Origin of the sequence: Pedobacter sp. Bi27 (genome assembly GCF_918698255.1) — a bacterium.
In the GTDB taxonomy this organism is placed as follows: domain Bacteria; phylum Bacteroidota; class Bacteroidia; order Sphingobacteriales; family Sphingobacteriaceae; genus Pedobacter.
In genome coordinates this window covers 777,409-798,051 of record NZ_CAKKMW010000003.1, presented here as the reverse complement: position 1 = coordinate 798,051, position 20,643 = coordinate 777,409, and the positions used below count along the sequence as shown (strand labels likewise).

General features: G+C 37.8%; 18 protein-coding genes and 1 tRNA gene. 5 read left to right on the top strand and 14 right to left on the bottom strand.

Annotated features, from left to right (window positions below):
- Window positions 1-60 precede the first annotated feature (60 nt).
- The 6 genes from LQ227_RS13515 to LQ227_RS13490 form a co-directional block, all read right to left on the bottom strand.
- On the bottom strand, window positions 61-1,248 hold the full coding sequence (locus LQ227_RS13515; RefSeq protein ID WP_215132417.1) for an ROK family protein: 1,188 nt from the start codon (window positions 1,246-1,248) through the stop codon (window positions 61-63).
- Between the two features lie 411 nt (window positions 1,249-1,659).
- Window positions 1,660-2,853 carry a signal peptidase I gene (gene lepB / locus LQ227_RS13510; RefSeq protein ID WP_230146257.1) on the bottom strand — a complete coding sequence of 398 codons (1,194 nt, stop codon included), beginning with the start codon at window positions 2,851-2,853 and terminating at the stop codon, window positions 1,660-1,662.
- A 162-nt stretch (window positions 2,854-3,015) separates the two neighbouring features.
- Window positions 3,016-3,750, bottom strand: a complete 735-nt coding sequence (gene dapB / locus LQ227_RS13505) for a 4-hydroxy-tetrahydrodipicolinate reductase (RefSeq protein WP_230149651.1) — start codon at window positions 3,748-3,750, stop codon at window positions 3,016-3,018.
- 250 nt (window positions 3,751-4,000) lie between these two features.
- Entirely contained in the window at window positions 4,001-4,726 is a 726-nt protein-coding gene (locus LQ227_RS13500) for a DUF5683 domain-containing protein (RefSeq protein WP_230149649.1), read from the bottom strand.
- The gene (locus tag LQ227_RS13495) at window positions 4,726-5,634 is read right to left on the bottom strand and encodes a ParB/RepB/Spo0J family partition protein (RefSeq protein WP_029280116.1); all 909 of its coding nucleotides are present in this window, start codon (window positions 5,632-5,634) and stop codon (window positions 4,726-4,728) included. Before LQ227_RS13495 ends, LQ227_RS13500 begins: the two co-directional genes overlap by 1 nt.
- A gap of 7 nt (window positions 5,635-5,641) precedes the next feature.
- Window positions 5,642-6,445 (bottom strand): ParA family protein, encoded by an 804-nt coding sequence (locus tag LQ227_RS13490; RefSeq protein WP_055912555.1) that lies wholly within the window; start codon window positions 6,443-6,445, stop codon window positions 5,642-5,644.
- Between the two features lie 180 nt (window positions 6,446-6,625).
- Here LQ227_RS13490 and LQ227_RS13485 point away from each other — a divergent pair, with 180 nt between their 5' ends.
- Window positions 6,626-7,147 (top strand): NADPH-dependent FMN reductase, encoded by a 522-nt coding sequence (locus LQ227_RS13485; protein WP_230149646.1) that lies wholly within the window; start codon window positions 6,626-6,628, stop codon window positions 7,145-7,147.
- A gap of 979 nt (window positions 7,148-8,126) precedes the next feature.
- Complete coding sequence (locus LQ227_RS13480; RefSeq protein ID WP_230149644.1) at window positions 8,127-9,878, top strand: ATP-binding protein; 1,752 nt, start codon at window positions 8,127-8,129, stop codon at window positions 9,876-9,878.
- Window positions 9,879-10,046: 168 nt separating this feature from the next.
- Here LQ227_RS13480 and LQ227_RS13475 read toward each other — a convergent pair whose 3' ends face one another.
- From LQ227_RS13475 to LQ227_RS13460, 4 genes are all read right to left on the bottom strand, one after another.
- Window positions 10,047-10,523, bottom strand: coding sequence for an acyl-CoA thioesterase (locus LQ227_RS13475; RefSeq protein ID WP_230149642.1), 477 nt, complete (start codon window positions 10,521-10,523; stop codon window positions 10,047-10,049).
- Window positions 10,524-11,007: 484 nt separating this feature from the next.
- On the bottom strand, window positions 11,008-13,152 hold the full coding sequence (locus LQ227_RS13470; RefSeq protein ID WP_230149640.1) for a glycoside hydrolase family 97 protein: 2,145 nt from the start codon (window positions 13,150-13,152) through the stop codon (window positions 11,008-11,010).
- 488 nt (window positions 13,153-13,640) lie between these two features.
- Window positions 13,641-14,894 carry a DUF2130 domain-containing protein gene (locus LQ227_RS13465; RefSeq protein WP_230144808.1) on the bottom strand — a complete coding sequence of 418 codons (1,254 nt, stop codon included), beginning with the start codon at window positions 14,892-14,894 and terminating at the stop codon, window positions 13,641-13,643.
- Window positions 14,895-15,000: 106 nt separating this feature from the next.
- Window positions 15,001-15,381 (bottom strand): OsmC family protein, encoded by a 381-nt coding sequence (locus LQ227_RS13460; protein WP_057932237.1) that lies wholly within the window; start codon window positions 15,379-15,381, stop codon window positions 15,001-15,003.
- A 184-nt stretch (window positions 15,382-15,565) separates the two neighbouring features.
- On the opposite strand from LQ227_RS13460, the gene LQ227_RS13455 reads away from it, so the two are divergent.
- Both LQ227_RS13455 and LQ227_RS13450 read left to right on the top strand, forming a co-directional pair.
- Complete coding sequence (locus LQ227_RS13455) at window positions 15,566-15,931, top strand: YtxH domain-containing protein (protein WP_230144807.1); 366 nt, start codon at window positions 15,566-15,568, stop codon at window positions 15,929-15,931.
- Between the two features lie 104 nt (window positions 15,932-16,035).
- A complete protein-coding gene (locus LQ227_RS13450; protein WP_230149637.1) occupies window positions 16,036-16,782 on the top strand; it encodes a YdcF family protein in 747 nt (248 codons plus the stop codon).
- A gap of 76 nt (window positions 16,783-16,858) precedes the next feature.
- Here the strand turns inward: LQ227_RS13450 and obgE are convergent, their stop codons facing one another.
- The 3 genes from obgE to LQ227_RS13435 form a co-directional block, all read right to left on the bottom strand.
- Window positions 16,859-17,854 carry a GTPase ObgE gene (gene obgE, locus LQ227_RS13445; protein WP_029277724.1) on the bottom strand — a complete coding sequence of 332 codons (996 nt, stop codon included), beginning with the start codon at window positions 17,852-17,854 and terminating at the stop codon, window positions 16,859-16,861.
- A gap of 155 nt (window positions 17,855-18,009) precedes the next feature.
- On the bottom strand, window positions 18,010-18,585 hold the full coding sequence (locus LQ227_RS13440; RefSeq protein WP_086547556.1) for an adenylate kinase: 576 nt from the start codon (window positions 18,583-18,585) through the stop codon (window positions 18,010-18,012).
- Window positions 18,586-19,008: 423 nt separating this feature from the next.
- A complete protein-coding gene (locus LQ227_RS13435; RefSeq protein ID WP_230149635.1) occupies window positions 19,009-19,542 on the bottom strand; it encodes a hypothetical protein in 534 nt (177 codons plus the stop codon).
- 370 nt (window positions 19,543-19,912) lie between these two features.
- Between LQ227_RS13435 and LQ227_RS13430 the strand changes: the two genes are divergently transcribed.
- Window positions 19,913-20,503 carry a hypothetical protein gene (locus LQ227_RS13430; RefSeq protein WP_230149633.1) on the top strand — a complete coding sequence of 197 codons (591 nt, stop codon included), beginning with the start codon at window positions 19,913-19,915 and terminating at the stop codon, window positions 20,501-20,503.
- Between the two features lie 63 nt (window positions 20,504-20,566).
- On the opposite strand, the gene LQ227_RS13425 is transcribed toward LQ227_RS13430, so the two are convergent.
- Window positions 20,567-20,640, bottom strand: a tRNA-Arg gene (locus LQ227_RS13425).
- Window positions 20,641-20,643: the final 3 nt, after the last annotated feature.

The window sequence follows — 20,643 nt, the reverse complement described above, 5'->3', positions numbered from 1 at the left end:
CGCATACAGTTCGGTTATTAGTTAAAAACTTGTTTAATTCTTTATTCAATTGAAATTAGCTTAATCAAATAAGCTATTTTCGACCATCAAACTGGCAGCAGCCAATAATTCAGCCTCATCACTTAAACTAGAGCATTTAATTTCTGTTTGTTCGGCTACCCGAGGTATACAAAACTCGTTAATTGCCTGTTGTATTGGCGGCAGAAGCATTTTTCCAGCTTTTGCACCACGGCCACTTAATACAATCCGTTCAGGATTCATAATATGGATTAAAGTGGCTAATCCTTTACCAATCTGAAATGCAGCATCAGCTAAAATAGAAATAGCGACAGGATCTTGTTTTACAACTGCATTCAAGAAATGATCTACATGGCTTTTACTTTTATCATTAAAAAGTGTTCTTAAACTTGTTTCTTCTCCATTTTTTACCGCTGCTTCTGCTTTTTGAACCATCACCAAAAGGGACGTTTCCACTTCAAGGCATCCCCGCTTACCACAAGAGCATAAGGTATTGGAATTAGATAAAGGGATATGGCTAAATTCGCCAGCATAACCGCTACTCCCCCGATATAATTTGCCATTAATAATCATCCCTAAACCTGTACCCCAGCCAATATTAACTACGAGTACATCTTTTAAATTTCTTGCTTCACCAAAATTTAATTCAGCTAAGGCAATCAAACTCGAGTCGTTATCTATGTAAACCGGTAAACTTAATTTTTTAGCGAGATAGTCTTGCAGGCTTATATCGTTTTCAACCTGCATAAATGAATAGTTCATTCCCTTCTCTGCATTTACAAAACCCGGCATACCAATACCAATTCCCAATAAATTTTCTTTATCGATTGTTGATTTCTTTATGCAGTGGTCAATAAATTCAATTAAAGTATCAGCACTTTTACTCTCGGTCATGTCTAAATCAATCACCTGCGTGGGTAAAACCTGATGATTTGACAAATCATATATGGTTAATTGACTGGTTAACTGATCCATTGCTACTGCTATTATATACCTTTTGTAATCAGGATTTAATAAAAAATTTAAAGGGCGGCGGCCCCCGGTAGATGGTGCCAATCCTTGCTCTATAATTAAACCATCTTCTATCAAAGCATTTACAGTCGACGTAATTAGAGGCAGGCTCTTTTTAGTACGTTTACTTAAATCGGTAAGCGATGATTTTTTTTTATAATAAAGTAGCTTAATAATGTCGGCCCTTAGTCGTTGTGCTTTCTTAATAGTTGCTGACATTTTTTCAATTTGGTTATATAAAAATATAAAAAAAACAAAAGAAATGCAATCTTTTTAAAAAAATTAAAAAGAAAGTTGTTTTATATACGTATCCACAAAAACATGATACTGGTTTGTTTCATAATCTATTTGGTAATGGTTAGTTAAATTGGCTAGTTACTTTATCAGTATTATTCGATTAGTAGAATTTGAACTGTTTAATCATGGGAAAACTGAACCCATTAATTTTATCAGAAGATGTAAATTGAATATACAGTTAGATTTTTACATGTTTTTTACCAACCGCTGACATAACAAACTTATGAAAAAAAAATATAAATAATGAAAACTTTTTAATTTTTTTAAAAAGGTGATTTTGGCATAAAAAAAAGCCTGCATAAAGCAAGCTTTTTCTAAAAAATATCGTATAAATTAATGGATGCCCATAAACAACCTGCTCCATCTTATTTTATGCAAGAAAGATGCAGTACTATCCCAGCTCATCCAAACAAATAAAGCTTTACCTACAATATGGTCTTCGGGTACAAAACCCCAATAACGCGAATCGGCCGAATTATGGCGGTTATCACCCATCATCCAATAGTAGTCCATTTTAAAAGTATAAGTAATGGCTACTTTATCATTAATATACCAAATACCTGCTTTTTGCTCTACTTTATTTCCTTCGTAAGTTCTAATAGCCCTGTAGTACAGCGGCATGGTATTGCTATCGATTTTAACGGTCCATCCTTTTGAAGGGATTTTAATCGGCCCGAAATTATCCCTGTTCCATACCCTGTTTGGATCGTTCGGAAAAACACCTCCCGGAACAGCGCCTGCAGGATCTGGGCTTAAGGTAACTGATTTCACAAAATCAAATGTTTTTAATTTATCGGCAATTTCTGGCGAGGCATCTACAATGTAGGTCTTATCTGCAACAGCAGGTGTTCCGCCTAAATTAAGTTTAAATTCATCAAGTACAGAATAATTAAAATCCATGGTTTTGAACTCGATGCGATATGGCATCATGCCTGTATTTTTTAAAGGCTCATTTTTGCCATTTACATTGGCAACGCCATTGCTCATCGAAATTACATCGCCCGGAATCCCAATACATCTTTTAATAAAGTTCTCCCGTTTATCTACCGGGCGGTCTATTATCGTAAATGTGCTTCTAACCTGCTGCCGGCCCATGCTTCTTTCTAATGCATAATAACTTTCTGCCTGGTTTTCTACTGCAACAGTATCTCCTTCGGGAAAATTGAATACCACAACATCGTTTCTCTTAATTTTAGATAAACCTGGTAAACGGTGATATTTCCACTGCACACCATCCCAATAGGCTTTGGTAGAAGTGGTTAAAGGCATAGTATGGTGGGCAAAAGGAAAAGCAACTGGAGTCATCGGGATACGTGCACCGTAATTAACTTTGCTCACAAAAAGAAAATCGCCGATAAGCAAAGACCTTTCCATTGAACCAGACGGAATGGTGTAAGCCTCAATAAAAAATACGCGGATGATGGTTGCTGCTACTACTGCAAAAACAATTGCATCAACCCACTCACGGGTTTTAGTTTTTTTCTTCTTTGGGGCATCTTTTTTTCGTTGCCAGAATTTATAATTCATATATCTTATTTTTGGTTTGCGATTTATTAATCGGTTACCTGTTATCCTTCGGTGTGATTTCACAGATTATGTGATTACACAGATTATTATCTGTTTGGTTATTCAGTTAATTGCATAAATCGCTTAACTGAAAACTGCCAATTTTCAACTGAAAACTATTTCCTATTCAAAAATATCAGTAATGCTGAAAAATCCTTTTTTATCTTTCAACCATTCTGCCGCCACAACTGCACCTAAAGCAAAACCAGCTCTATTATGCGCAGTGTGTTTAATTTCTATTTCATCCACTTCACTACTGTAAATTACAGTATGTGTACCTGGAATATTTTCTATCCTATGCGATTCTATCAGCAATTGCTCTGCTTTCGGAAACAATTCAACATCAGTCCCAACCACTTCGTTTAACCACTCCTGTTTTCTATCCAGGTTGTCTACGATCCCTTCCGCAAGGGTAATGGCTGTACCACTTGGTGCATCCAGTTTCTGTGTGTGGTGAATTTCTTCCACCTGAACCTCATAGGCAGGGTAATTATTCATCAGCTTGGCCAAAGTTTGGTTCAGCTTAAAGAATAAATTTACGCCAATACTAAAGTTAGACCCATAAAGCAAGGTATTGTTACTGTTGTTGCAATCGTCTTTTACTTCCTGGAGTTTGCCGTACCAGCCTGTTGTACCTACAACTATGGGCACATTGGTATCAAAGCAGGCATCAATATTTTTTAAAACCGAATCAGGCGTACTAAAATCGATGGCTACATCAGCCGATTTTAAATTTTGTCTGGTTAAATCCTCCTGATTATCGATCGTTATTTTTAAAACAATTTCGTGGCCACGTTCTACTGCAAATTTTTCGATAATCTGCCCCATTTTACCGTATCCTAAAAGCGCAATTTTCATGTGTTTATAGTTTAGTTTTAATCGTTATGAAGCTATCAGATTTTTCACCAATGTAGATGTTTTTAATGGTGTTTCAAGAAGGCTTGAGCCATTTATTCATTCAAGTTTGGTTTGAAAAATCATGATGGTTTCATGTGTTTATTTTTATTTTCAGTTTTTTATTCTTGTTAATCTAACCCTTAGCAACGGATAAACAATTATGATTTCAAATTTAGTATCCTAGATTGAATATCCATGATGGTTTTAGATTTTAAAATGTTAGTGATAATTTTAACGCAGGCGTTGCATTGAAACCATACATCGAATTGGTATTAATCATAGATGGCATTACCTTAAAAGAAAGGTTATCATCAATATTAAAGAAATGCAAACGGGCTGCAACATAGGCATCAACTATATTGGCGAAATAAACCAAACCGTAAGAGAACAATACAATCTGCTTATTTCTTCTATAGGTATCTTTACGTTGGGTTATGCCTGTAGTAGAATAACGGCTGCCAAAAGGGCCGTTAGGATCAGGCTGATCGCCATGCGAGTCGCGATATTGTAATTCTGTTAGCGCTAAATTATATTGTTTGCTACTTTCGATGTACGACATGGTAAGTACGGTTATACCACCATAAATAGCTGCAATTTTACCACCAGTATACAGCTTTTGAAAAAACTGGCTTTTTCCGGCTCTTGTACCATAACCGTCGTTAAGCAGTTGTATATTGTACAATTGCCCCCACCCTGGTATAATCATCGATCTGAAAACAGCTTTTCTACCAGCAACCTTACCCGGATTAACATACTTAGCTTTCATCGAATCCTTTCTGGTCATCGGTTTTTTAGCCGCAGTATCTAACGATTTAGATAATTTAATTTTCGAAGTATCAGCAGGTTTTAATACCGTATCCTTAACCTGCGCCGAGGCTAAGTTTACAAGAAAAAATGTAAATGCAGCAACCAGTATTAAAAGCTTAGTCTTTTGCATTACCAGTCTAATAACTCTAAAATTCGGTTTAAGTCGTCATCACTCATAAAAGGTATTTCTATAGCGCCTTTACCGTTCTGACTTACTTTTAACTTTACGCGGGTAGCAAATTTAGAGGCCAGATCGTCCTGTAATTTTTGATATTGAAAAGAAACAGCTTTTTCTTTCGATTTTTCGCTGCCTTTTAAAGGTACATGCTGCAAATTACGTACAAGTTCTTCTACCTTACGTACCGATAATCCTTTTTCTAAAATTTCCTGGTGGATAAACAATTGTTTGTCAACACCATCAACATTAATTAAGGCTCTTGCATGCCCCATGCTAATTTTCTGATCTCGGATGGAAGCCTGAATAGCTGGCGGAAGTTTTAACAAACGCAGGTAATTGGTAACCGTTGTACGGTTTTTGCCTACACGTTCGCCTAATTGCTCTTGTTTTAAGCCTACCTCGTCAATCATCCGCTGGAAACTCAATGCCACCTCAATGGCATTTAAATTTTCGCGCTGAATATTTTCGATCAAGGCCATTTCCAACATCTGTTGGTCGTTGGCACTGCGGATGTAAGCAGGAATCTGTGTTAAACCAGCTAGTTTCGAAGCCCTGAACCTACGTTCACCAGAAATGAGCTGGTATTTGTTGGCGCCAAGTTTTCTAACCGTAATCGGTTGTATTAAACCTTGTATCTTAATCGAATCGGCAAGCTCGTTTAAAGCTACCTGGTCAAATTCGGTACGTGGCTGGTATGGATTGGTTTCAACTTCAGTTAAACTTACGTGACTGATATTGCCAATCTGCTCGGTTTCGCTCACAGCATTTACCTGCTGTTTTGGCGGATGAGAAGATTCGCTATCATCTAAAAGCGCACTTAACCCTCTTCCTAAACCTGTTTTTCGCTGAAAAGATGTCATCTATAGTTTATAAAGTTGCTGTTCCTATGTTTTCTTCTTCCTTTAGAAGGCCGTTTTTCTTTACAATTTCGCGCGCAAGATTAAGGTAGTTAATGGCACCTTTGCAATTGGCATCGTGCATAATTACCGAAACGCCATAACTAGGTGCTTCACTTAAACGTGTATTACGCTGAATAATGGTATCGAAAACCAGTTCGTGGAAATGTGTTCTCACCTCTTCTACCACCTGGTTTGATAAACGTAAACGCACATCGTACATGGTAAGTAAAATACCTTCAATTTCCAGATCAGGGTTTAAACGGTTCTGAACAATTTTTATGGTATTTAATAACTTACCCAAACCTTCTAGCGCGAAATACTCACACTGAACAGGAATAATAACCGAATCGGCCGCTGTTAAAGCATTGATGGTGATTAAACCTAAAGATGGTGAACAATCGATGATAATAAAATCATACTGATCTTTAATTTTCTCCAAAACCGCTTTCATTTTGTACTCGCGGTTGTTCAGGTTAATCATCTCGATTTCTGCACCAACCAGATCGATGTGAGCGGGCAGTAAATCTAAATTTGGTGTATCCGTTTTTTGGATGGCCTGTAAAGGATCGATATCATTAATGATACACTCATAAATACTATCTTTAATATTCCGGGGATCGAAACCGATTCCTGAAGTCGAATTTGCCTGAGGATCAGCATCAACCAGTAAAGTTTTGTATTCTAATACGGCCAAACTCGCAGCCAGGTTTATAGATGAAGTTGTTTTACCAACACCACCTTTTTGATTTGCTAATGCAATAATTTTGCTCATCTATGTATCCGAAATTTACTTAACGTTTATTTGGGCTGTGTTATTTATGCGTTTTAATTGGCAAAAAGTTCTATTTTTGCGTTGTTTACGGCCTTTTTCACAATCAGCTAAGATACAAACTATATGGCAATTTTAGCAAGAAGCGTGTTTGGGTTTTACACATCTTATTAACAATTATCCATGATCACAATTATAGCCGCTACCAACAGGCCCAATAGCAATACGCTAAAAGTTGCTAAATATTACCAAAGGCAACTAAAAGAAAAAGGAGCCGATGCCAGTTTGTTCAGCCTGGAGCACCTGCCTATAGATGTTTTGAATACGGATATGTATGGCAAACGATCAGCAGCTTTTCAAGAAATCCAGAACATGATTAATAACACTGAAAAGTTTTTATTTATCATGCCAGAGTACAATGGAAGCTACCCAGGGGTGTTAAAAGTGTTAATAGATGCCTGTAATTTCCCCGATAGCTTTTATGATAAAAAGGCCGCTTTAGTCGGAATTTCTTCTGGTAAATATGGTAATATCCGCGGTGTAGATCATTTCACAGGCGTTTGTCATTATATTCATCTGCATATTTTACCCTTACGTTTGCACATTCCTAATATTAAAACCGAGTTAGATGCCGAAGGTAATTTCAATCATCCAGATACGATTAAGTTTACAAACGGGCAGATAGATAAGTTTATCAAATTCTAATCGTCATTCATTTTTTCCTGCATCCTGCAACCCTAAATCACGGTACAGACCGCGCCACCTAAACCTGATGGAAGCGGCACGCAGTAAAGCGTACAGCGGGATTGCACCAGCCTAAATGTTACCAAACCTGCTTTCAAAAAAATAGAGCTCTATTCTTCTTTTGGAAAGCCCAGCCTGCATTTCATAGGAGCGTCAGCCCCGCTTTTCATTCCAAGTCCGTCCCGATGAATCGGGATACCTCGCTTACGGGCTTTCCATTGCAATCAGGTTTAGGGAACAAAAGGCAGCGCCATAACCTTAAAAATCGTTCAGTCTAAATTAAATTTTCATTTTCTGCACCCTACAGCCCCAAATCTTATTACCGGCCGCGCCACCTAAACCTGATGGGAAGCGGCACGCAGTAAAGCGGACAGCGGGGCTGCACCAGCCTAAATGTTACCAAACCTGCTTTCCGAAAAAACAAACTCTATTCTTTTTTTGAAAAGCAAACCCTGTGTTTCATATAGCGTCACTCCTGCTTTCTGTTGCAAGTCCTCTCTGCGCTGCGGGCTTTCCTTTGCAATCAGGTCTAGAAACGTAGAACAGCGCATTAAACCTCCAGAAGCAATGGTTCAAAATGATAAAAACCCTTCCAAAATGAAAAGGTTTTTTGCTTAAAACATTTTTAGAAACACCATAAAATACTATAAAACAACAACTTAAACAATAACCCAATCTATTGGCATAGCTATTGACTACAGGCTAAATGAATAACTATTTATTTAACCTTGGTTATATAATTTAGTTAATCAGGAAACAGATTTAATATAACCTATTTTTACAAAAAAAAGAGAGAAATTGCTTTGCGTTAATAGCGAAAATCTCTCCGCCTTTGCGGTTAAACAAAAAAGTCATGAAACCATCAATGATTTTCAAATATCACACAATAAAATAAGCAAATCATGATAGCTTCATCACCATTAAAAAAAAACATAAACAGATGAAAATAAAAACCAAGCTCCGCCTCGGATTCGGGTTTCTCTTTATACTTGTTTTGTCCTTCGGATTAATCGCGCTCTTTTTCTTAAACGAGCTTTCAGATAAATCGAAGGTAATCCTTAAAGACAACTACAAATCACTGAAATACGTTGCTGCTATGCGCAATGTAATCGATCAGAACCAATTTCCATTAAGCAGTACTCAACTGGCTGTATTTAAGGAAAACTTAAAAAACGAAGGGTTAAACATTACCGAACCCGGCGAAAAAGTGGCTTTCCAGAAATTGGAAACGGCTTTTGCCATGCTAAACGGTCCACAATCGTTAAGCATTAAAGAAAATAGCATTAAAAATTTGCGCGTTGCACTACAAAATATCGAACAGGTAAACATGAAGGCCATTTACGATAAGAATGAATTGGCCAATGAAACCTCATCTAGGGCAAACCTCTACATCATGATTGCCGCTACCCTGAGTTTTATTATCCTCTTTACGTTCATTGTAAACTTTCCAGGTTTTGTAGCCAACCCCCTTGCCGAATTTAGTGCAGCGATTAAACAGATCAGTCGTAAAAATTATAAACAGCGCCTGCATTTCGAAAACGACGATGAGTTTACAGAACTGGCAGATTCCTTTAACGGAATGGTGGTTAAACTAAACGAATGGGAAAACAGCAACTTATCTAAAATTAAATCCGAAAAATCACGTATTGAAGCCATTATTGCACAAATGCAGGATGCCATAATCGGCCTAAATGAAAAAGGTGAAGTACTCTTTCTAAATCATCTGGCGGCAAAACTGATGAGCCTTGATGAAGATAAGGTTATTGGCCAGAACGTGGCCGAACTGATGCAAAAGAACGAGCTGCTTAAACGGATTATTAAACCCGAAACCAATGATAATACCCTAAAAATTTATGCTGATGATAAGGAATCTTATTTCCTGTTGGAAAACCGCGAAATCATCATCCCAAATTATGAAGAACAGGATGAAAACACTTTAATTGCCTCTTCTAAATCTGCAGGAAGCGTTTACACGTTAAAAAATATTACGCAGTTTAAAGAGCTCGATGAAGCCAAAACAAATTTTATCGCTACAGTTTCGCACGAGTTAAAAACACCCCTATCATCTATCAAAATGAGTTTGAAATTGCTAAACGATGAGCGTGTGGGTGCCATGAATGAAGAACAGCATGAACTGCTCAACCACATCAGAGAAGATAGCGACAGACTGCTAAAAATCACCAGCGAACTTTTAGATCTTTCGCAAGTAGAAACCGGTAATTTAAAACTCACTTTTGCCATAACCAAACCAGAAGAAATTGTAAGTTATGCCGTTGATGCTGTTAAATTTCAGGCCGAACAAAAATCGATTCAACTGGTACTTAACTGCAACCAGAACTTGCCGGATGTGAATGCCGATATCCAGAAAACAGCCTGGGTACTGGTTAACTTTTTATCTAATGCATTGCGGTACAGTGCAGAAAAATCGAAGGTAATCATCGATGTTTTCCAAAAAGACAAGTTTATCGAATTTTCTGTGCGCGATTTTGGAAAAGGCATTGACGAAAAATACCAGAAAAGATTATTCGACAGGTATTTCCAGGTACCAACTGATGGTCAGAATAAATCGGGCTCCGGATTGGGCCTCGCCATTTCTAAAGATTTTATTGAAGCCGAAAATGGAAAAATATGGGTGGTAAGCGCCATTGGCGAAGGCAGCAAGTTTTGTTTCAGCTTGCCAGTTGTAGAGTAGATCCTGCTTCTTTTTAACCACAGAGCGCGCTAAGTTTTACACAGAGTATCACAGAGGCAAATAAAAAATGTAAAACGGAAGATGGAAAATGGCAACAGCCAAACGCTTAATTCTATGCCTTCCTCTGTTTCTCTGTGGTTAAAACTGGAGGGACTATGCCGCCCAGCGCTATACGATATATGGCTCCATCTCTTTATCAATGCTTTTACGCAGTTCCATTAATTTAATGGCGTAGCCATGCATGGCAATTTCTTTTTCGGTTTTTGGCTTAAAGGCCGGGATTCCTTTTGGCTGTCCATCATCGTCTACCGCAACAAAAACAATAATACAGTGTGTATTCTTCACAAAATCGGCCTGCCCTACTGGTTTCGAAAAGGCATCAACGGCAATATGCATACTGGTTTTACCCGTGTAAATAATGCGTGCTTCCATTTTAACCAAGTGCCCGATATGAACCGGGTGAAAAAACCGGATTCCACCAACATAAACTGTTACACAATAAGTTTGGCTCCATTGTAAAGCACAGGCAAAAGCAGCCTGATCGATCCATTTCATCATCATCCCACCATGTACCTTACCTCCATAATTAACATCAGAGGGTTCACTTAAAAATTGAAGTTCGATATGGTTTTTGGTTCTGGGCATAGTAATATTTTGTTAAGAATTGCTTGGTTTTAATGTCTTTGCTAAGATATTATAAAATAAGATATTTTCCTGCAGTCAGCTGTTATGATCTGTTAAGATAACTCAGCACAATTAACTGCCAATTACAAAAACAGTCCCGCAGGTTTAAGATGATTAACGCAAATTAATTGTTTTTTTTTGCGACTATCAGTAAGATCTGCGGGAAAGAACTCTACTAGGGCCATCATCCTGAGAGGTTAGTTTTAAAAAAACAAAGGAAGGGTGATGACAGGCCTGTAGGATCGTCATTTCGACTGATTTTCTAAACCTGTCACTGGTAGATCAGCTCAGAATCTGACTAACATGATAGATATTGAAATAAATTTTAATCCGTGTTTATCTGTGTACATCCGTGGCAAAAAAAACAATAAAAAAGTCGCAGCGGGGGGCTGCGACTAAAAGAGAAAGAGTGTCAGCTGGTAACACTGACATTCACTAACTTAACTTATTTCTCCATAATACTAATCGCGTATCCCCCACCTGGTGCACAATACTGCGATAATGTAGTTTTACTGGTTACCTCCATTTTACGGATGGTATAGGCTTTAGGATTGGTTTCGTAATGGGCATCTTTTGCATCGGCATAAATGGTTGCAGTATATTTTTTACCAGGATCCAAAAAGCTAAAATCAATTTTAGATGTTCGGGCCACTTCATCATTGGTGCGGCCAACAAACCAATTGTTTTTACCTTTCGCCTTACGCGCAAAAGTGATATAATCGCCTGGTTCTGCTTCTAAAACTTTGGTATCGTCCCAATCTACCGCCACATCTTTAATAAACTGAAAAGCATCCATGTACTTGTTATACGTTTCAGGCAAATCGGCAGCCATTTGCAGCGGACTATACATGGTAACGTAAAGTGCCAGCTGGCGGGCCAATGTACTGTGCACAAAAGAAGTATTTTCAGGGTTATAAACACTTACTTTAGTCTCGAAAATACCTGGGGTATAATCCATTGGCCCACCTATTAAACGTGTAAAGGGCAAAATAGTGGTATGATCGGCATTATTGCCCCCAAAAGCTTCATATTCTGTTCCCCTTGCCGATTCGTTTCCGATTAAGTTCGGATAAGTACGCGCCAGGCCTGTTGGGCGAACAGCCTCATGTGCATTCACCATAATTTTATATTCCGCTGCTTTTTGGATGGCATACAGGTAATGATTATTTAACCATTGGCCATAATGATGCTCTCCCCTTGGGATTATGTTGCCTACATAACCGCTTTTAACGGCATCGTAACCATTGGCTTTCATAAATTTATAAGCGGTATCTAAATGGCGCTCATAATTACGTACCGACGAAGAAGTTTCATGGTGCATAATCATTTTAACACCTTTACTTGCGGCGTAACGGTGTAATTCTTTTACATCGAAATCGGGATAGGGCGTTACAAAATCAAATACATAATCTTTTGTTTTACCAAACCAATCCTCCCAGCCCTCGTTCCAGCCTTCAACCAAAACAGCATCTAATCCATTTTTAGCTGCAAAATCGATGTATTCTTTTACATGTGCAGTATTTGCAGCATGTTTCCCATTGGGTTTTGTTTTGGCATAATCGGTTACGCCCAATTGCACACTGGTTAAATCATTATAGGCCCAGGTACTTTTACCTGTAATCATTTCCCACCAAACACCTACATACTTGGTTGGCTTTATCCACGATACATCTTCAATTTTTGTAGGCTCGTTTAAGTTATAGGTTAGCTTTGAGGTTAAAATGTCACCTGCTTTATCACTCACAATAATGGTTCTCCAGGGCGATAAACAGGGTGCCTGCAAATAACCTTTATCGCCAACTGCATCGGGCGTTAGCCATGATTCTAAAACCATATTTTTATCGTCGAGATTTAACGACATTAGCGAATAGTTGATCAATGCCGCTTCATGGATATTGATGTACAAACCATCTTTACTCTTCATCATTAAAGGCGTTTGTAAACCTGTTGGCGAAAAAGTAGTTTGCGACGCATTTGGTGTAACCGCAGCTTTCATTTTACTGCGTACTTCTGATAAGTTTGAGGTTACCGTACTGTATTCCTGTGTATCGTAATCGCCAGGAAGCCAAAAAGCTTTATGATCGCCAGCTAAGGCAAACTGGGTTTTCTCTTCTTTAATTACGAAATAATCTAAGTTTTTTTGTTCAGGAAATTCATATCTAAAACCCAAACCATCGTTAAACAAACGTAACCGCACAATGATATAGCGGTTAGTTTCTTTTTGCGTTAAAGTTACCGCCAGTTCGTTGTAATGATTTACAATTTCTTTTACTTCGCCCCAAACCGGTTTCCAGGTTTCGTTAAAAGTATTGGTTTTAGTATCGGTTATGGTAAAACCTTTCATTAAAGATTTACCATCTTTAAGTTCAAGCCCCAGCTTGCTGGCTTTAATAACGTCTTTTCCTTTGTACTTTAAGCTATAGGTAGGTACTCCCCCTTCGGCCAAAGCAAAACTGGCTACTAAATTGCCATCTGGCGATTTCAAATCCTTTTCGGGAACGTTCCCGAAAGCATTCCCAAAAAATAGCAAAGTGCCTATTAAAGTAAGGATTTTAAAGCGGTTAAAGGATTGGTTAAGTTTCTTATTCATGTTATCATTTATTTTTGTTTTACTATTTATATACATTAGAACTTGCAGGTTTTGGTTTCTCTAATATAAAAACGCATTTAATTAAATACAATTTATATTTAATACTAATCAGGTATAACCTCATGCGAAAAGTATTTCTAATTACTATGTTTCAGTTCGTGACGACACGAACCGCAGCGGAGGTTAATATCAATGGGCTCATTGAGCGCTACGCCGTTTAAAACCTGCGAGGTCTAGTCACGCAATATCTCCGAGTTAGGGATTGTAAAGGTTCAGTGCCGATCCTTCATCGGTACCGGAGCGAAGCGTAGCCCTGAAAAGCCCGCCCCTTTTCCCGTTTTTCACGGGATTGGGTAACGCCCAAAACAGCTGGCAGTTTGCAGTTCACACCTGGTGATGGGCAACGTCGGTCCATTCAAAATCGATCTTCAAACAAGTTCAGGATGACGAGTCGATATAAAAATCGGGACGGGATGACGTACGGTGAGTTACTCTAAAAGCAAGGTATCATCATCTTCATCGGTTAAGCTCAACTGCACACTATCGCTACCGGCAATACCTTCTATTGAACCGCGGATATGGGTCGCATTTAACAATACTTTTTCTAACTGCTTTTCACGTGCTTTCCATAAACGTTCCATCGCATCACGCTCGCGTTGTATGGATAGTTTCATACTCATAAAACCTTCCCTAATGGCTTTCCATTGTTCTGAGAACTCTGCTCCCATTAAATAATCGTAAAGCATGTGCATTTTTTCGCCGCGGTTTTCCTGCGATTTTACTGCACCTGCCAAGCGCAAAATACCTTCGCGCAACACGTATGCCACAGCATTTACTTCTTCGAAAGAGCAGATCCAAACCCCATCGCGCTGCCCGAAACAATCCATGCCTTTTGGGTAACATTGACTCACGATTACCGCTACATCAATGCCCATACTGCGCATATCTTTTTTCAGTTTTTCGATCCAGTCGCCACCAAAATCTTTGGTACGCTTGCTTTCGTAAATAATTTTACCGCATTCCTGTCCGAATTGATTACGCACTACCTGTACACAATCTGCACCACGCACTCCTTTGCCAACTTCTTCAATTAAATCGAAAGGATAATTGGTACGAAGCAATTCCTCCAAAATCAGTTCCTGAACTTCGCCCTGCAATTGCATACTGCCCTGCTCAGCCTTACGTTTCATTTCTTCAGCCAATTTTTTCTGGTCGTCGAGCTGTTTTTCCAATTCCTTTAAACGCAATTGGTGTTCGGTATCTTTAATACTATTTTTTTCTGCCTCTTGCTTACGGATCTGTTCTACCAACTCGTTACGCTGCTCTTGCATTTTACGTTGAAAGGCAAGTTCCATTTCTTCTTCCTTTACCTTAAGGCTTTCCTCGCGGCGTAAAAACTCCAATTCTTTTTCGCGGGCCAACTTTAGTTTTTCGGCATTATCTTTCGCATTACCTTCCAGCATTTGCAGTTTTGTTTCAAAATCGGCCGAAATGCTTTTACGCAGGTTTTCCTCCAGACTATCCTTAAGCTTGGTTTTCTCTTCAGCAAGTTTGGCATCAAAAGCTTTCAATTGCTGTTGTTTTTCTGATTCGAAAATTTGCAGTTTACGTTGATATTCTTCATCTTTCTGCCTTGCATAAGCAGCCGCTTTCTCACGTAACTCTTTCTTATAATCTTCGGCCATGGCTTCTTCCATCGGAAAAACATGGGCACAGTTGGGGCATTTTATTTCGGTAGGCATTGATTATTGTTTTAACCACCAAGGCGCAAAGCACACCAAGGTTTTTTTATTGGTAAAGATATTAAAGCTTTTTATCAATGTACAAACGAGTTTTGCACCGTTAGCATTAAAGTACCTTCGATCTGATTTCGTGACCGGATGCTAAAATCTTACTTACCGGGCATTTTGCGGCAATTTCTTCCAATCTGATTTTTTGTTCCTCGGTAAGTATTCCTGTACATACAATTTCTTCAAAAAATATGGTCTCCCCATTTTCGGTATCAATATTTACTTCTACCTCAATTTTATCAATTGGCCATTCCTTTCTATCGGCATACATTCTTAAGGTAATGGCTACACACGATGCTAAAGAGGCCATTAACAATCCTTTTGGGGCAAAACCTTTATGTGTACCACCCAATTCTAAAGGCTCGTCTACTATAATATCATGAGAACCATTTGTTACAGAACATGCATAATGCTCTTTATTTATTGTCGCTTTTACCATATAATTAGTTTTAGTACCTCAAATATTGTGCTTTAACTTTAAACTTAGGTAAAAGTCTGGTCTTTTTTTGAAAACGATAGAGAAGTTGTACCGCTTTAGCAAAAAACTATAACATTGCTTTCCAAATCAAAAAACATCAAACATTATATCAAGCGAATTGTTCATTTATTAAAACCGCATAATTATGAAATACAGAAAGTTAATCGGAAAATATTTAAAGCACGAATCGGATAACAGTGCAAAAATAGCACTGGCCTTAGTTGCTGGTTTAGCGGCCGGCGCAGTTATTAGTATTTTATTTGCTCCTGATAGCGGCGCAGGTACGCGTGGAAAAATTGTTGGCGGAGCTAAAAATCTACGTTACGGCTTTCAAGACAAATACAACCTTTTAAAAGAGAAGGTTTTTGGCGTAGAAGCCATCGAAGAAGATATTATTGAACATGAAGTGCCTCATTTTAAACATACTGTTGCTAAGAAACGTAAATCAGATGTGAAAGAAATTTTAGAAAGTGCCCATGAAAATGGCCAGGTACAAGAAGGCCAAGGATAAAATGTGGCAAGGTATTAATTGATTATATTTTAATCAATTAATACCTTGCCTCCCCCCCTTTATCATTTAAACAAATTCTTAGTTTTGCAGGATAATATCTGTATATGATTTTTATCCTCTCAAAGATTTTGCTTTTCCTCATTAAACCTATAGTTTGGATTTTTGTGCTTTTGATTTTTGCAATTGCAACAAAACAATCTAAACAAAGGAAAAGGTATTTAATCTGTAGTTTGATTATTTTCTTCTTTTTCTCTAATGGCTTTATTGTTGGGAAAATAATAAACAGTTATGAAGCCGACTATCCAAGGGCAGGTAAATTCGATGTCGGAATAGTGCTTGGGGGCTTCTCTGGCTTAAACAAACGAAACAATGAAATTGCTTTTAATTGGGCAGGAGATAGATTATTCCAAGCAATCGCACTTTATAAAAAAGGACAGATTAAGCAGATACTACTTAGCGGTGGGAGCGCAAATTTAATAGACCGAAAAATTAAAGAAGCTGATTTAGTCATTCAGTACTTAAAACTGATCGGAATTCCTGATTCTGCAATCCTGATTGAAAACCAAAGCAGAAATACCATCGAAAATGCCAGGTACAGCCTGGCACTCATTGCGAAAAACAAGCCTAAAGCTAAAATTTTGGTGATTACCAGTGCATGGCACATCCCAAGGGCAAAACTGATTTTTGATAAACAAGCCAAACAGAAAATTGAATATTACCCAACAAATTTTTCTGGAGATACTGAATTCGACTTAAGTGATATCATCATCCCAAACGCCAGTGCATTAGGCGTATGGGAAATGTTATTTAAAGAATGGATTGGTTTGGCAGTAGATGGTTTGAGAGCCTAGTTTGATTAATAGTTAAGGTTCATTAGTTCATTAGGCAGGAGTAGAACTAATGAACAACTGACACTATTGAACTGCTTTATCCTTCAATCGCTTTCCAAAGCATATCTTTCAGTTCTAAAATATTTTTTTCAGCTACTGATGAAATGAATATAGATGGAATGTTTGGCAGATCCTGTTTCATTTCTTCCATCAGTTCTTCATCTAACATATCTGATTTGGTAATAGCTAAAACATGTGGTTTCTGCATTAATTCAGGATTGTAAGATTCCAGTTCGCTTTTAAGGATTTCGTATTCTTCTTTAATTGAACGGCTTGTATCAGCCGGGACCATGAATAACAATACGGAGTTACGCTCAATGTGGCGTAAGAAACGATAGCCCAAACCTTTACCTTTTGATGCACCTTCAATAATCCCAGGGATATCGGCCATTACAAAAGATTTCCCACCTCTGTAACTTACAATACCCAGATTAGGAACAATGGTAGTAAAAGGATAATCGGCAATTTCTGGCTTAGCAGCCGAAACTACTGAAAGCAATGTAGATTTTCCAGCATTTGGGAAACCAACCAAGCCAACATCGGCCAAAACTTTTAATTCTAAAATGTTCCAAACCTCTTGTCCTTGCTCACCCGGTTGTGCAAAACGCGGTGTCTGTTGAACCGAATTTTTAAAGTGTGCATTCCCTAAGCCACCACGGCCACCGGCTGTTAAAATCTTAGTCTCGCCATCTTTGGTAATTTCGAAAAGGATTTCTCCAGTTTCAGCATCTTTAGCAATGGTACCAAGCGGAACCTCCAGGATTTCATCCTTACCTTGTTTACCGAATTTATGGGAACTACCGCCTGCTCCCCCATCTTCAGCAATAATGTGCTTACGGTATTTAAGGTGCAATAATGTCCAGATATGGATACTGCCTTTAACGATAATGTGGCCACCACGACCGCCATCACCACCATCGGGGCCACCCATTGATGTTAAAATATCACGATGTAAATGTGCCGAACCTGCCCCGCCCTTACCAGAACGGCAACAAATCTTTACATAATCTACGAAATTCGAACCCTGTGACATATTTTAATATTGAAATGTTAATACTGGAACGTCGAAAACAACAATTCCTTTAAAATTAAAGAGTTATAACGTTTTAACATTATAACTCTTTTTATGTTTTTGATATTGGATCGGGAATTAATTAAAACCGTCTCTTTATATCCGCTACATGAACTTTATACCTTATACTGATCAATTACAGCGCAAAGATCATTATATACTGTTTCTATTTCACCTATTCCGTTTACTTTATTCAACTTTCCTTGCTCCTCATAATAAGGTAATACATGGATGGTTTTATCAAAGTATTCTGAAATCCGTTTTTTTAATTTTTCAGCATCGTCATCAGGACGGCCGCTGGTTTTGTGACGTTCGGCAATACGTTTTGTTAACTCGTCCTGGTCAACATCTAAAGCAATAACACCAGCAATTTTACTGCCTTTACGCTCCAAAAATAGATCGAGCTCAATTGCTTGCGGAACGGTACGCGGAAATCCATCAAACACAAATCCTTTAGCATCAGGATTTTTATCTACCTCTTCTTCAAGCATGGCAATTGTAATGGCATCTGGAACCAATTCTCCATCAGCTAACAATTGACTTACTTTTTTTCCTAATTCGGTTTCTCCTTTAACGTGTGCTCTAAAAAGATCGCCTGTTGAAACGTGTACCAACTGATATTTTGTAATCAGCTTTTCAGATTGGGTGCCTTTACCCGCCCCTGGAGGGCCAAAGAGAACTAAATTAAGCATTCAAGTTGTTTAGGTTGTCTTCAAAAATTAAAAAAGCCTTATTCCTATGGCTCTGTTAAAAGTAATCTTCAAATCACTGATTAATAGGATTAGACATTGTTACTTTCAAGGCTGCAAATATATAATTATTAATTTAGATGCCATTTAAAATTGATGATTTATTTAAAAATGGGCTATTTTAATGACATTTATCTCCTTCTAAGAAGAATCTTGTGCCATTTTTATATTTAACAGAATTTTCTTCAAATACTAGAGGGCCTAACCAAACAATCCTTTTACATTTTTATTAAATTTTACAAAAAACTTAAGTATCTCTAACCTTACTGGACTGATATTTCCAATATACCTAAATTGCAAAAAACGAAATGCCGTGATGTTGCCATCAACAAAAAAACATTTACCGCTTAGCATAGAAGACCATTTTTATTGATCCTCATATTTAAAGTCTGTGATATCAAGAGCCCTCTTGCTAAATTTCAGATAAGTAACAATAACTTTCGATCCAATTTTGTAGCGGCTATAATCTTCTTGCTTAACCTCAATCCTTATTTTTTCATTTTTAATTGGACCCGAAAAAGTCAGGTATTCTGCATGCTCTGTTTTGTCCCGACCGATAACTACACTCGTTAATCTGTTTTTTCCGTTTAATTTATCTTTCTTCCAATTGTATTTGCTGTACCTATCTACTAACCAGGCAATGCAGTAACAAAAACTAAACATTAATAATCCTATTGCTGCAAAAGCGATATAGTCGTAATACTTCAGATTGTTGAGCGTTTCCTTTTCTACAGCTAAAGCAGCGATTATTCCAATAAAGAATATACCAGCAACAAGCGTAATTACAGCGATTCTCATGACTGCTTTTTGCGCTGTTTCCATTTGTGCTATTTCTTCTTCAGTTAACGGAATATTTTCCTGTAACTGTATTTGCATATAGTCTATTTGATGATTCTCCATTTATTTCTTATAGCTGTAGCATATAAATAATTATCTTCAACCAATAGCCCTTATGGAGCAGTGGCTATATCTGCTCGGTTACATTGTGCTTTTGCCAGCGCAACATTAACAGCAGGACAATTAAAGTAAAACATTTTTCATTTGTATTTTTCGGCAAAGGAGACGAATTAAATTTTTCCATTTTTATTTCAGAAATTCAATTCCAGGTGATTGACGACCAAAATAAAAACGCGCTCCAATTTCAACAACTGAAAACTATTCTTTCAGCTTCCGGTTTATGGCTAAATTAAAAATTTTAACAATTAATTTCTCTTTCGTTACTGCAATAATTTCCGAAATTGTGGTTTGATATTTATCCAATTAGTTATTTATGAATACCTATCGCTTCCATTTTAATAACGGCAAAAAAAACGCAACTATTCTGTTTTGGTTTTTTACCACCTTGCTGACTATTTCATTAACAGCCATCGTTTTACTGCTACATCCGGATCCGCTTTTCCCCGCCTGGCTATTGCTGATCTCCTTACCGTTAATGTTTATGGCCATTTACAGGTTGTTTAAAGTGGCCTCCGAAAGGCGGTCTGGAGAAATTGTTTCACTAAGTAAAGAAGGCTTTACCAGTTCCAGTTTCGGTTCCGTTTTGTTTTCAGAAATACACTCCATTCAGGTTCCCGTAAAGCAAATAGGCTTTTTGGGTGGACTACAGCAGGACTATTACAAAAACACAGACGTAAATATTCCTTACCTGGAATTTTCGATCACCACTCAGAATGGAAAAATGTTAAATTGGAGGTTGAATGAGTGGGGCGGAATTTATAACTCAGAAGAAGAATTTTTAATTTTCTTTAACTTTCTTACAGCGCTAACCAATCAGCTGTATCAACTTTATCACGCTAGTGAGCCATATAAGAGCTATTTAAAAATTCTTGGCGAGAAAGGTTCCTGGGAAAAGCGGGGTTAAGCTAAAAAAGATCTTTCAAACTGAACAACAAAAAAGGGAGAATTTTTCAATTCTCCCTTCAGGTGCACTTGTAGGGATTCGAACCCCAAACCTTCTCATCCGTAGTGAGATGCTCTATCCAATTGAGCTACAAATGCGTT

What these genes read in the sequence shown, in the direction of transcription:
- LQ227_RS13515 (WP_215132417.1), bottom strand. Translation starts at nt 1,248, where the DNA reads ATGTCAGCAACTATTAAGAAAGCACAACGACTAAGGGCCGACATTATT.
- lepB (WP_230146257.1), bottom strand. Translation starts at nt 2,853, where the DNA reads ATGAATTATAAATTCTGGCAACGAAAAAAAGATGCCCCAAAGAAGAAA.
- dapB (WP_230149651.1), bottom strand. Translation starts at nt 3,750, where the DNA reads ATGAAAATTGCGCTTTTAGGATACGGTAAAATGGGGCAGATTATCGAA.
- LQ227_RS13500 (WP_230149649.1), bottom strand. Translation starts at nt 4,726, where the DNA reads ATGCAAAAGACTAAGCTTTTAATACTGGTTGCTGCATTTACATTTTTT.
- LQ227_RS13495 (WP_029280116.1), bottom strand. Translation starts at nt 5,634, where the DNA reads ATGACATCTTTTCAGCGAAAAACAGGTTTAGGAAGAGGGTTAAGTGCG.
- LQ227_RS13490 (WP_055912555.1), bottom strand. Translation starts at nt 6,445, where the DNA reads ATGAGCAAAATTATTGCATTAGCAAATCAAAAAGGTGGTGTTGGTAAA.
- LQ227_RS13485 (WP_230149646.1), top strand. Translation starts at nt 6,626, where the DNA reads ATGATCACAATTATAGCCGCTACCAACAGGCCCAATAGCAATACGCTA.
- LQ227_RS13480 (WP_230149644.1), top strand. Translation starts at nt 8,127, where the DNA reads ATGAAAATAAAAACCAAGCTCCGCCTCGGATTCGGGTTTCTCTTTATA.
- LQ227_RS13475 (WP_230149642.1), bottom strand. Translation starts at nt 10,523, where the DNA reads ATGCCCAGAACCAAAAACCATATCGAACTTCAATTTTTAAGTGAACCC.
- LQ227_RS13470 (WP_230149640.1), bottom strand. Translation starts at nt 13,152, where the DNA reads ATGAATAAGAAACTTAACCAATCCTTTAACCGCTTTAAAATCCTTACT.
- LQ227_RS13465 (WP_230144808.1), bottom strand. Translation starts at nt 14,894, where the DNA reads ATGCCTACCGAAATAAAATGCCCCAACTGTGCCCATGTTTTTCCGATG.
- LQ227_RS13460 (WP_057932237.1), bottom strand. Translation starts at nt 15,381, where the DNA reads ATGGTAAAAGCGACAATAAATAAAGAGCATTATGCATGTTCTGTAACA.
- LQ227_RS13455 (WP_230144807.1), top strand. Translation starts at nt 15,566, where the DNA reads ATGAAATACAGAAAGTTAATCGGAAAATATTTAAAGCACGAATCGGAT.
- LQ227_RS13450 (WP_230149637.1), top strand. Translation starts at nt 16,036, where the DNA reads ATGATTTTTATCCTCTCAAAGATTTTGCTTTTCCTCATTAAACCTATA.
- obgE (WP_029277724.1), bottom strand. Translation starts at nt 17,854, where the DNA reads ATGTCACAGGGTTCGAATTTCGTAGATTATGTAAAGATTTGTTGCCGT.
- LQ227_RS13440 (WP_086547556.1), bottom strand. Translation starts at nt 18,585, where the DNA reads ATGCTTAATTTAGTTCTCTTTGGCCCTCCAGGGGCGGGTAAAGGCACC.
- LQ227_RS13435 (WP_230149635.1), bottom strand. Translation starts at nt 19,542, where the DNA reads ATGGAGAATCATCAAATAGACTATATGCAAATACAGTTACAGGAAAAT.
- LQ227_RS13430 (WP_230149633.1), top strand. Translation starts at nt 19,913, where the DNA reads ATGAATACCTATCGCTTCCATTTTAATAACGGCAAAAAAAACGCAACT.